Annotated in this window: 7 protein-coding genes; 1 reads left to right on the forward strand and 6 read right to left on the reverse strand. The window is 74.3% G+C overall.

The window, feature by feature from the left end; translation table 11 throughout:
• Window positions 1–178 precede the first annotated feature (178 nt).
• The 6 genes from AB0K25_RS19515 to AB0K25_RS19540 all read right to left on the reverse strand — a co-directional run bounded on the left by AB0K25_RS19515 (window position 179) and on the right by AB0K25_RS19540 (window position 10,597).
• Complete coding sequence (locus tag AB0K25_RS19515) at window positions 179–1,537, reverse strand: cytochrome P450 (protein ID WP_219462630.1); 1,359 nt, start codon at window positions 1,535–1,537, stop codon at window positions 179–181.
• Complete coding sequence (locus AB0K25_RS19520) at window positions 1,534–2,070, reverse strand: flavin reductase family protein (protein WP_208566626.1); 537 nt, start codon at window positions 2,068–2,070, stop codon at window positions 1,534–1,536. The genes AB0K25_RS19515 and AB0K25_RS19520 overlap by 4 nt, the downstream gene beginning before the upstream one ends.
• Before the next feature lie 16 nt (window positions 2,071–2,086).
• Window positions 2,087–2,530: an acyl-CoA thioesterase gene (locus tag AB0K25_RS19525; protein ID WP_363821515.1), complete on the reverse strand. Its 444-nt coding sequence runs from the start codon at window positions 2,528–2,530 to the stop codon at window positions 2,087–2,089.
• Window positions 2,531–2,532: 2 nt separating this feature from the next.
• Window positions 2,533–8,292: a type I polyketide synthase gene (locus tag AB0K25_RS19530; RefSeq protein WP_219462633.1), complete on the reverse strand. Its 5,760-nt coding sequence runs from the start codon at window positions 8,290–8,292 to the stop codon at window positions 2,533–2,535.
• A 139-nt stretch (window positions 8,293–8,431) separates the two neighbouring features.
• Window positions 8,432–9,406 carry a DUF1702 family protein gene (locus AB0K25_RS19535; RefSeq protein WP_363821518.1) on the reverse strand — a complete coding sequence of 325 codons (975 nt, stop codon included), beginning with the start codon at window positions 9,404–9,406 and terminating at the stop codon, window positions 8,432–8,434.
• A gap of 135 nt (window positions 9,407–9,541) precedes the next feature.
• Window positions 9,542–10,597 carry a carboxymuconolactone decarboxylase family protein gene (locus AB0K25_RS19540; protein ID WP_219462637.1) on the reverse strand — a complete coding sequence of 352 codons (1,056 nt, stop codon included), beginning with the start codon at window positions 10,595–10,597 and terminating at the stop codon, window positions 9,542–9,544.
• Window positions 10,598–11,007: 410 nt separating this feature from the next.
• Between AB0K25_RS19540 and AB0K25_RS19545 the strand changes: the two genes are divergently transcribed.
• Entirely contained in the window at window positions 11,008–11,814 is an 807-nt protein-coding gene (locus AB0K25_RS19545; protein ID WP_219462639.1) for a TIGR03084 family metal-binding protein, read from the forward strand.
• Window positions 11,815–11,918: the final 104 nt, after the last annotated feature.

The raw sequence follows: 11,918 nt of genomic DNA on the forward strand, positions 1-11,918 counted from the left end.
ACAGGGCGGGCACCTCGGGCCTCACCGGCCGGGGTGGTCGCCGCGCATCCGGGACTCATCGCACCTCCCCCAGCACGATGAGCAACCTGAGAGTTGCTCAGCGCAATAGTAACCAGTGTGGCCTGCGTGTCGGTTATTCGATGTTGCTGAACCGCACTTCGTGGCTGTGCCCCGAGGGTCACGTCAGGGCCTGCACCGTCATCGGCAGACCGCCCCGGATGCGCAGCGACAGCATGGGTTCGGGCACCACCCGGTGCCCGGCCGGGGTGTGCAGCCGCAACCGGCGGCTCACCATGGCCACCACGAAGACCGCCTCCATCAGACCGAGGTGGTTGCCGACGCAGAACCGGGGGCCGGCGCCGAACGGCACGTAGGCGTAGCGGGGCCGGCCGGCCGACACCGACGGCGAGAACCGCTCCGGGTCGAACCGGTCCGGCTCGTCCCAGTAGGCCCGGTGCCGGTGCAGGGTGTACGGGCAGATCAGCACGTCGGTACCGGCGGGCACCGCGTAGCCGCCGACCTCGTCGGCCTCCTGCGCCCGGCGGGACAGCATCCACACCGGCGGGTAGAGACGCATCGCCTCGCTGAGCACCATCGAGGTGTACGTCAACCGGGGCAGGTCCTCATAGGTCGGCGCCCGGTCGCCGAGCACCTCGAGCGCCTCGGCCCGTACCCGCTCCCACACCTGCGGGTGCCGGTCGAGCAGGTGGAAGGTCCAGCCGAGGGTGCTGGCGGTGGTCTCGTGCCCGGCCAGCAGCAGGGTGGTCAGCTCGTCGCGCAGCCGCCGCCGGCCGACCGCGGGGTCCGGCTCCCGGCGGGTCGAGGCCAGCAACCGCGACAGCGCGTCGTCGTGGTCCTCGTGGCCGGGCCGGGCACGCCGCCGCTCCGCCAACTCGTCGACGATCTCCGCCAGCTCGCGGCGGGCCCGGCGGAAGCGCATCTGCTGCGGCAGCGGCACCCACATCGGCACCATGTTCATCGACGCCATCTCGAACATGGCCTGGTCCTGCATCGACTCGAAGGCCGCCCCGAGCGACCGGAAGCCACTGAGGTCGGCGTCGAGCAGGGTACGCCCGAGCACCCCGAGGGTGAGCCCGGTCATCTCCCGCATCATGTCGACCGGCTCGCCACCGGCGTACGTCTCCAGCCGGTCGACCAGGCGGCCGGCCTCCTCGGCGACGATTCCGGCCTGCTGGGCGATGCGGCGGGCCTGGAACACCGGTTGGATCACCCGACGCTGCTCCCGCCACAACTCGCCCTCGCTGGTCAGCAGCCCGTCACCCAGGGCCCGCCGGGCGTGCATCAACCCGATGCCCTTGTGGTAGTTCTGACTGTTGTCGGCCAGCACGTGCTTGGCGTGGTCGGGGTGGTTGAAGAAGTGCAGCCCCCGCCCCGGGCCGAGGCGCACCGCGTCGCCGTAGGTCTCGGCGGCGGAGCGCATCAGGCCGAGCCGGTCGCGGCCCAGCTTCCACAGTGTGCCGAGCATCGCCACCCCGGTCGGGCCCCGGGGGACCACCCGGGGCGCGACCGTGGTCACCGGACCACCCCGCTCGGCATGGGGGTGATCTGCCGGAACCGCCCGTGCAGGAACAGCACCGCGTCCTCCTCGTGGAGTTTCTCGGCCGACAACAACCGGCCGACGAAGATGGTGTGGTCGCCGCCCTCGTAGTCGCGCCACAGTGCGCACTCGAAGGAGGCCAGCGCGCCGGTGATCAGCGGCGCTCCGGTGAGCCGGCCCGGCCGCCAGTCGACGACGTCGAACTGGGCGGCGCCGAGCGGCCGGCGGCGGTCGGCGAAGTGCCGCGCCACGTGTTCCTGGTCGGCGGCGAGCACCGACACCGCGAAGCTGCCGGCGGCCACCAGGTGACGGTGCATGACCGCCTCCCGGTCCACGCAGACCAGCAGCAACGGTGGGTCCAGCGACACCGAGGTGAAGGCGTTCGCGGTCATCCCGTGCGGGGTGCGTCCCCCGACGGTGACCACCGTGACGCCGGTGGCGAAGGCGGCGAAGGCCCGCCGCAGCGCGGCCGGGTCGACCACCGCGTCGTCAGCGCCCGCAGAGATGTCCATCGTGGTCCCCTCGCCGTCACTGGGTCCGGACGGTGGCCGTGTAGGGCGCCAGCGCCCGGGTCAGCGCCTCCGGCACCCGGGTGGGCGCGGTCCGGTTGTTGGGCCCGCGCATGCAGGCCACCCGCTGCCGACCCCGGGCGACCAGTGTCTCGCCGCCGCCCGGGTCGAGGCGTACGTAGTCGAAGCTGAACTCCAGCTGGGTCTGCACCAGGTCGACCAGGCGCATCCGGATCGACAGCTCGTCGAAGGCCGTGATCTCGGCGAAGAACTCGCAGTCGACCTTCAGGGTGAACAGCTTCAGGTCGTCCTGGAGGTCGGCCAGCACGTCCGGGGCGTGCTGCTTGAGGAACATCTCCCGGCACCGTCCCTGCCAGCGCAGGTAGTTGACGTAGTAGACGTTGCCGACGATGTTGGTCTCCTCGAAACCGACCGTGTGCGGATACTCGAAGAACTTGTCCATGATCAACTCCACCCGTCGGTGAGCACGGTGAACACCACCGGTTCCGGGATGTCCACCAGGCTCGTGGCGAACGTGGCGACACGCAGCGCACCCGAGGCCAGGACCACCCAGCCGTCGGGGCCGCCAGGCGTCAGGGTCAGCGGCGAATCCGCCGGCAGGCCGACCTTGCGCAGGCACTCCACCGCGCCCCACACCCGGGTCGACGCGGTGTGCGCGCTCTCCTCGCGGTCCCCGGCGACCAACGCGGCGAGACCGGCGTGGACGCCCAGCAGGCCCGCCCAGTCCGCCGCCGACCGCTCGGCCACCGGCTCGACGTCACAGCCGACCGTCCCGGTCGCCGCGACCGCGAGGGTGACCCCGGCACCGTGCGCCGCCGAGACACCGCGGTCACCGTCGACCTCCGGCCGGCCGTCCGGGCGGTAACGCACCTCGTGCCGGGCGCCGAGGGCCCGGCCGACGGCGACGGCGGTCCGGACCCGGCGGGGAGTGTCCGCCGCGCCGTCGGGTTCCACGGCGACCGCGACCCGGGCACCGAGCACGTCGCCCAGCCCCCGTTCCAGGTGCGAGCCGAGCAGCACCGGCAGCCACGGTCCCCGGCCACCCCGGTGCCGGACCGCCTGCAACCGCAGGCCCTCCCAGCGTTCGACGACCGCCCCGGACTCGTCGCGCACCGCGATGTCGTAGACGTAGGTGTCGCCGTCGCGGCTGCGTTCGGTGGCGCAGCAGCGCACCGTGCCGGTGCCCGACATCCGTGCCCCGGCCGGCCAGATCCGCTCCACGCCCACCGGCAGCAGGGTGGCGTCGGGTACGCAGACCTGGTTGCCGTGCATGAACGCGTCCCGGGTGCCGGGGTCGCCGAGCAGCAGCTCGTCGGGGAGGAAGCCGGCGAACCAGGCGTCACCCCCACCGACGGCCACCTCGGCGTCCACGTCGCGGGCGGCGGCCCGGTGGAACCCGCGCAGCCGTTGGAACCGGCCACCCTGGAACAGCCACTCGCCGTAGAGGTCCCGCTCGGGTGCCAGCGGCACCTGCGGCAGGCCCGGGTCGGTGCGTCCGGGCGGGCCGTCGGGGACGGCGGTGTCGGTGAACCGCAGCCGGGCCCGGAAGTGGTCGGTGGCGTACCCGGTCTCGGCGCTGCGGATCGCCACCTGGACGACGGCGTCGTCGGTGACGGTGGCCGCCACCCGGATGACGGTGCTGCCGTCGGGCGGCACCACGATCGGCCGGGGGAACTCCACCTGCTCGACGACCGGCACCGTGGACCGGCCGGTGACCGCGACCGCCACCTGCGTCATCGCCTCCATCCCGAAGACCGCCGGGAAGAGCAGGTTGCCGTCGAGCAGGTGGTCGGCGAGGTAGCGGTCGGTGCCGGCGGTCAGCTCGACCTCACTGACCAGTTCGACACCCGGGTAGTACGCCAGCGGTTTGTCCACGAACCGCAGCAACGGCAGCGGCGGACGGTCGTAGCGCAGGGTGTCCATCCCCTCGGCCCGGCCGCTGACCACCACCACGGGCGGCACGTCCGGGTCGGCGAGCAGCCGCAGCAGCACCTCGACGCCCTGGTCGGGGCTGATCGGGACGACCCCCTCCCGGCTGAGCGACTCCACCACCGACAGCCGTTCACCCATCCCCACCCCGGACCAGACCGACCACTCCAGGCACAGCGCCCGGCATCGGGGGAACTGTCGGCCGGTCTCCTCGGTGAGGCCGGCCAGCCAGTCGTTGGCGGTGGCGTAGTGCGCCTCACCACGCAGGCCGGCCCGGCCGATGATGCTGCCGAAGGTGACCAGCAGGCGCAGCTGCCCGGGGTCGACCGCGGCGAGCACCGCCCGTAGGCCGTCCAGCTTGGGGGCGAAGGTCCGCCGGACCGCCGCCTGGTCCAGCGCGGTCAGCGCGGCCGGCTCGTTGCGTCCCGCGCCGTGCAGCACCGCGGTCACCGGACCCAACGCCGCCCGCACCTCGGCCACCGCGGCGGCGACCTGCCCGGCGTCGGTGACGTCGGCCCGGGTGTAGTGCAGGGTCACCCCACGGGCGGCCATCCGCCGCAGGTTGTCCGCCAGCTCGGTGTCCTCGGCCGGATCGGAGCGGCCGACCAGCCCCAGCCGGGCCCCGGTCTGCTCCGCCACCGCCAGGGCGCACTCGGCGGTGATGCCCTTGCCCCCACCGGTGACCAGCAGCACGTCGGAGTCGTCGAGGGCGGGCCGGGTCTGCGCGGCGCGTACCGGCAGGGCCCGCAGCACGGGCAGCTGGCGCGTACCCGCGTCGTCGTAGTGGCTCTCCTGGTAGCCGGTGGTGGCACCGACCTCGGCGACCACCCGCTCGACGGCCCCGGGTCCCGCCGGGGTGTCCACCACTGTCACCCGCAGCTGCGGCGCCTCCAGGCGCAACGTCTTGGCCACCCCGGTCGCGCCCCGACCCCGCTGCACCAGCACGAACCGGGTGCCGGCCGGCCCGGCCAGGGCCTGCTTCGCCCCGTCCAGGGCCAGCGCGAGGTGCTCCTCGGTGCACTCGGCCGGCAGGCACACCAGCACACCGGAGTCGACGGCGGCCCGTTCCAGGGCGTGCCGCAGCGGCGCGGCCAGCGGGTGACCGTCGGGGGCGAAGACCTGCCACCGACCGGGTGCGCCACCGCCCACCGGGGTCGGTGGTGCGGCCGGCTCCCGGTCGACGGTGAAGGCCCGGGTCCAGGTCGCCGCGCCGGTCACGGCAGGCGACCGGTCGTGGTCGCCGGCCTGGCCGGTCGCGGACAGTTCGTCGAGCGCCACGGCCAGTTCCGCGACGGTGGCGGTGGCGAAGTTGGTGGGGGCCTGGGCCGGCGGCACGTTCACCAACCGGGACGCCTCGTTGATGATCTGCCCGACGGTGATCGAGCTGAGGTGCAGGTCGTCCAGGAGTCGGCTCTCGCCGTGCACCATGGTCAGTGGCAACTCGGCCCGCTCGGCGGCCAGCCGGCGCAGCATCTGCACCGTGGACTCACCGTCGACCGGCCCGTCGGCGTCGGTCGGGGCGGGGCGGTCCGCCCGGGTCGCCTCCGGCAGATCGACCAGCGGTGCCTGCTCGCAGGGGCTGGCGAAGAAGTGCTGCTCGGCCCCGATGCGCAGCGGCCGGCGCAGCCGGTCGTCGAACAGCGCCGGGTAGTCGTGCGCGGCACCCACCACGAACGCGGCGGCGGCCACCCGCAGCAGCCCGCGCAGCGACTCGTCGTCGGTGTCCAGGGCCACCGCCGGCACGTCGGTGATCGCCCCGGCCAGGCCGCTGAGGATGCGCCCCGGACCGACCTCCACGAACAGGTCGATGTCCTTGGCGGCCAACGCCACCGCCTGCGCGAACAGCACCGGGTCGGTGATCTGGCGGTGCAGCAGCCCCCGCAGGTCGGTCTCGGCGGCCAGGGTCTCGCCGGTCACGGTGGAGACCACCCGGCGGCGGACCGGGCCGAAGGACTCCCGGGTCAGGTGCCCCGCGAACGCGTCCGCCGCCGGTGCCACCAGCGGTGAGTGGAAGGCGTGCGAGACCCGCAGCAGGGACGCCCCGATCCCGGCGTCGGCGGCCAGGTCGAGGGCGGCCCGGACCGCGTCCTCGGTGCCGGCCACCACCGTCTGCTCCGGCCCGTTGTACCCGGCGATCACCACGGGCACGCCGGCCACCAGCGCGGAGACCCGCTCCGGCCCGGCGTTGACGCTGGCCATCACCCCGGAGGAGCTGTGCTCGGTCATCGTCGCGCCCCGGGCGCGGGTCACCCGCAGCAGGGTCTCGTCGTCCATCGCGCCGGCCCAGTGCAGGGCGGACAACTCACCGAGGCTGTGCCCGACCGCGACGGTCGCGTCCAGACCCAGCAGGTCCAGGGCGGCCAGGCCGGCCCGGGACCCGGTGACGATGCGCGGCTGGGCCAGCGCGGTGGCCACCATGTCCCCGGTGACCGGCAGGTCGGCCCGGCGGAACACCTGGTCCACCTCGGTCAGCCGGCGGCGCAGCGCCCCGCCGCTGGTCCCGCGGCCGGCACCCTGACCGGGGAAGAGGTAACCGATGCGGCCGGCGCCGCCGACGTGGCCGAGGAAGCTGCGCCCGTCGCCGTCGACCAGCCGGGTCTCGCCGGAGTCGAGCAACTCACACAGCCGCCGCAGCCGCTGCTGCGCGTCGGTGGGCGAGGAAACCACCACCGCCGCCCGGTACGGTCGGTCGGCCAACTGGTCGTGCAGGGTGGCCGCCACGTCGGCGAGCTGCCCCTGGGCCAAGGTCGGCACGTGCTCGAGCAGTTCCCCCAGCCGGTCGCGCAGCTCGTCCCGCGAGGACCCGTCGACCAGGAACAGCTCCACGTCCTGCACGGAGGTGGCGAGGCGGGCCGTCCGGGTGTCGAAGGCGACCCGACGGGCCGTCCCGGCCCGCTCCAGCACCACATGGGTGTTGATGCCGCCGAACCCCATCGCGGTGATGCCGGCACGCACCGGCTGACCCTCCGGCCACGGTTCGGCCGCCCGCAGCACCCGCAGCGTCGCGTCGTCGCGGGTGAGCAACTCGTGCGGGTCGACGCAGCCGAGCGCGGGCGGCAGCACCTGGTGGTGCACGGCCAGCGCCGCCTTGATCAGGCCGGCCACCCCGGCAGCCGCCTTGGTGTGCCCGATCATGCCCTTGATCGAGGTGATCACGGCGGGCGGGGCGGTCGGGTCGGCCTGCCGGCGGGCCTCCGACAGGGCGGTCAACTCGGTGGCGTCCCCGACCGCCGTACCGGTGCCGTGCCCCTCGAACAGCGGCACCGACTCGATGCCGAACCCGGCCCGCTCGTACGCCCGGCGCAGGGCGAGCTGGTAGCCGTTGACCTCGGGACGGGTGATGCCGCCCTTACCGTCGGAGGAGATGCCCCAGCCGGCGATGGTGGCGTAGCTGCGGTGGCCGGCGGCGAGCGCGTCGGCCTCCCGCATCAGCACCACCATCCCGCACCCCTCCCCCGGCCAGAAGCCGTTGGAGTGCCGGTCGTAGACCCGCATCTCGTCGCGGGCCAACGCGCCGGTCTTGGCGAAGCCGACGATCTCGAACGGGTCGATCGACAGGTCCACCCCACCGGCCACCGCGACGTCGAGGTCACCGTCGAGCAGGGCCCGGCAGGCGGTGGCGACCGACAGCAACGACGAGGAACAGGCGCCGTCGACGGTGTACCCGCCGCCGTTGAGGTCGAAGTAGTTGCAGATCCGGCCGGCGATGGTGTTGGACAGGCCACCGGCGAGGGTGTCCTCGTCGATCTCCGGGAAGGGCGCCTTGTAGCGCTGCTCCAACCCGTCGAGGAAGGTCGCCAACCGGTCGTCGTCCCAGCCCTGCTGTTGCAGCGCGGTGGCGACGGTACGACGGACGAACGGCCAGCGCAGCCGCATGACGTTGGCGCGGGCGAACTCACCGGTGAGGGTGTTGCCCACGACCACACCGGTGCGGTCGCGGGGCAGCCCCTCCCCCAGCGGGAAGCCCGCGTCGCCCAACGCCTTGGTGGCCATGTCCAGGGCGAGCCAGTGGGTCAGGTCGGTGGAGCGGTAGGTGCTACCGGCGATCTTGTAGGCGAGCCGGTCGAACTCGTACCCCTCGATGACGGCGGCGGTGCGGGCGTAGAACCGGTCCGGGGCGCTCGGGTCCGCGTCCCAGTAGTCCGCCAACCGCATGCGGACGTCGGGCAGCGCGCGGAAGGCCCGGCGACCGGCGAGGGCGTTCTCCCACAGTTCTCGGGGCGAGGTGGCGTCCGGGTATCGGCACGCCATGCCAACGATGGCGATCCTGGTCATGCGGGCACGATCTCCTTACCGTTCGGGTCGCCACGGGCGTGGCGAGGCGCCTGCCGAGTCGTGGGCAGGTGTGGGGAGGCTGCGCCGGGACCACCCGGCGGCCGGCGGGACGGGAACAGGGACGGGGACGGAGTCCCGGTCAGTGCCTTCCGCGTACCCGCAGCTCGTCGGCGATGGCACGACGCCAGACCTCGTAGGCGGGCTCCAGCGGGCTGTCGGCGCCGGTCGGCCGCTGTGCGGCGCAGATCCGGTCCGCCTCCGCCGGGGTGGTACCGGCCAGCACCGCCGTGGCCCGGGCCGTGTGCGGGGTCTGGAGGCCGGCCGTCAGCCGGGCGGTCGCCGCGAACGCGCTGCCCTGGGCGACCTGGGCACGGTGCGAACCGGCCCGGTCGAGCAACACGCGCAGTTCGTCGGCGTCGACGCCACCGGCGTACGTGGCGGCCAGGCCGGCACCGCCGTAGAGGTCGGCCCGGCGCTCGGCCGGGAACCTGTCGATCAGATCGGCGACCACCGCCGCGTCGGTGCCGCCGACGAACCACATCGCCCGACCGATGCCCTGGTCGATGGCGCGTTGGGCGTACCAGCGGGGGCCGTCGGCAGGCCACGGGAAGTCCGACTCCTGGTAGTGCTCGTGCACGTACCGACGGGTGTGGAAGTACGCCTGGTGGAAGCCGTACCCGTCGAGCACCAGCCAGCGCAGCAGCGGGTCCGGGGCGGACAGCTTCGACCAGCGGAACCGGGGCACCCGGGCCATCGCCCAGCCGACACCGACGTAGGCCATGTAGACGTGGTCGGCACCCCGGCCGGACAGGAACGTCGCCACCCGGTCCGACCGGCCGCCGGGCAGGGCGTCCAGCACGGCGAAGCCCATCGCGGCACCCTCGTAGGCGAAGCCGCGGAACTGCGCGCGCACCGCCTCCAGCGCCGGCTCCGCGTCGGCGGGCTCCCGGGCCTCGGCCGCTGCGGCGTACCCGGTCAGAAATGACTCACCGACGGTTTCCAACAGTTCGACGGCGGCCGGGTCCTTACGGTGGAAACCGCGCACATCCAGTTTGGTCTCCGACAACGAGGGCGTGAGAATGCGTCGCCGCAATCTCCGGAATGTATTCGACACCTGGCGTCCCCCTATCTTCTCGCACGTCAGGAGGGATGCCTCCTGAAGTTATGTTTTCAGCGGCGAAACAGATCGTCTACTTCAAAGGTGCGCCACCGGCGCATTACCCGATGGCCCCGGAATTGATCGGCGACGTCATCGGGTGGCGGGGCCGGCACAGCGTCGGCCGACCTCCCGCGCCGCCGCGTACGCCGCCCAGGCCACCGCCTGCACCAGCGCCCGGTCGGTCGGCTCGACCCGGCGGAACCCCGCGACCACCTCGTCGTCGACCAGGTAGGAGGCGAACGCGGTCAGCAGCGCCAGTCGACCGGCCGCCCGGTCCCGCTCCGGCAGCCCGCCGACGGCCTCGTCGCACCAGCGTCGACCGGGTCCCGGCGGCTGCCCGTCCCAACCGTCGAGCCGGTCGCGCACCAGCGCCCGTACCGACGCCGGCACCGCCTCCGCACCGGCCAGGTCGAACGCCCGGTAGGCGCGGGCCGCCGCACCGGCGACCACCGGATCGGCGGCGGCCCACCCGGCGTCGAGCGGCAGCGCCGCCACCGGCAGCAACGCCAGCGACCGACCCGGCCGGGGCGCGGCCCGCAGGGTGGGTCGCAGCAACCGACCGACGGCCCGCTTGAACCGGCGGCGGGCGGCACCGGACAGGCCGGCGGGCAGCAGATGGTCGGGCAGGAAGACGTTGACCACCCGGGCCAGGTAGTGGAAGGCCACCACCACGCCCACCAGCTCCGGGCCGTGGGCGGCCGGGAACGGGGGGACCGTCGCACCGGTGTGGGCCTGCCGGGCCCAACCGGCCACCGCCCGCACCACCGGATCACCCAGGTCGGCCATCCGGTCGTCGGCGACGGCCTCCGCGTCGTCCTCGGTGGCCAGGTCGTACAGGCTGATGCTGTGCATGTCCACGCAGTACGGGCAGGTGTTGGCCACGGACACCCCGGCGGCCACCGCCTCCTTGGTGCGCCGGTCCACCACCCGGCCCGCGATCAGCGGCTCCCGCATCAACATCCAGTACGCGGCGAGCACCGGCGGCGCCGGGGAGTGCAGCAGCACCGGCGGAACCACCAGCTTCTGCTCGTCCTGCGCCTGGGCGTACACCTCGGCCACCAGGCCCCGGGCGGTGCCGGCCGGCACCGGCGCGACGTACCTGACCTGGCGGCGTACCACCGATGACGCGACCCGTGCGGCGACCATGGTCCCTCCCCCTGGCGGGCCCGCCGGCGTGCCGGGGTTGGCCGGACGTCGACGGCCGGGCCCATCGTGGTCAGCATGCGCCGCGCGGCCCGGCCGGCGGTTCTTCCACGGTGCGCAACCCGGCGCACGGGCCCGGATGCGTCCCCGTCGACGCGGGTCCACCATCGACCGCGGGCGCGGCCCGCGACCGCGGTGACACCGGGGTACGGCCCGGCCGCAGCGCATGACGAGAGAAGACAGCGCCCACGCCCGGCCCGCATGCTGCTGGTGCTGACGTGACGCCGTCGGCGCGGGCCCGGCCACCGGCCGCCCGACGCGGCGGCGACGGGATCGGCGTCGTGCGTGGCAACCGGCGCCCTCGGACGCGCCGGGCCACGCTCGCCACTGCTGACGAGCGAGAGGACAGCCGCGTGAGCGCACAAAACGACGTCTTCGTCGACCTGGGCCTGGAGGGTGACGCCGTCGACCGGATGGTCGCCGACCTCGACGAGGCGCAGTGGGCGCTGGACACCCCCGCGCCGGAGTGGACCGTCGCCCACCAGATCGCCCACCTGGCGGCGACCTTCCGGCTGGCGGGACTGGCCGCGGCGGACCCGGCGGGGTTCGTCGCGCTCGCCCAGCAGTTCGGGCCCGACTTCAACCGCAACGTACGGACCGCCCTGTCGCCGTACCTGTCCGCGCCGCCACCGGCGCTGCTGGCCAAGTGGCGCGAGGAACGGGCCACCGCCGAGCAGGCCCTGGCCGCGGTGCCGGCCGGGCAGACGGTGCCCTGGCTGGTCCGGCCGCTGCCCGCGCCGGTGCTGGCCGCCGCCGGCATGATGGAACTGTTCGGCCACGGGCAGGACATCGCCGACGCGCTCGGGCTGCGCCCCGAACGCACCGACCGGCTCCGGCACCTGGTCGACTTCGCCGTCCGCACCTGGGACTTCGGCTACCAGGCGCGCGGGCTGGACACCCCGGACGTCGCATTCCGCTTCGAGATCACCGCCCCCTCCGGCGACGCGGTCTGGGAGTTCGGGCCGGCGGACGCCACCGAGCGGATCAGCGGGCCGGCGGCCGACCTGTGCCTGCTCGTCACCCGCCGCCGGCACCGCGCCGACCTGGCGCTCACCGCCGTCGGGGCGGAAGCCGACCGCTGGCTGGACCTGGCGCAGGCCTACCGGGGCCCGGCCGGTCCCGGCCGCACCCCGGGCCAGTTCGACAGCGTCCGGGCCTGACCGGCCGGGGGGCCCCCGCCCCCCGCCGGCGCGGGGGCCCCCGCGGCGCCGCCCCCCGAAAACACCCCGGGGACCGGGTGGGCGACCCGCCCCCCGGCGCGCAC

Source organism: Micromonospora sp. NPDC049257 (assembly GCF_040678915.1).
GTDB classification, from domain to species: domain Bacteria; phylum Actinomycetota; class Actinomycetes; order Mycobacteriales; family Micromonosporaceae; genus Micromonospora; species Micromonospora antibiotica.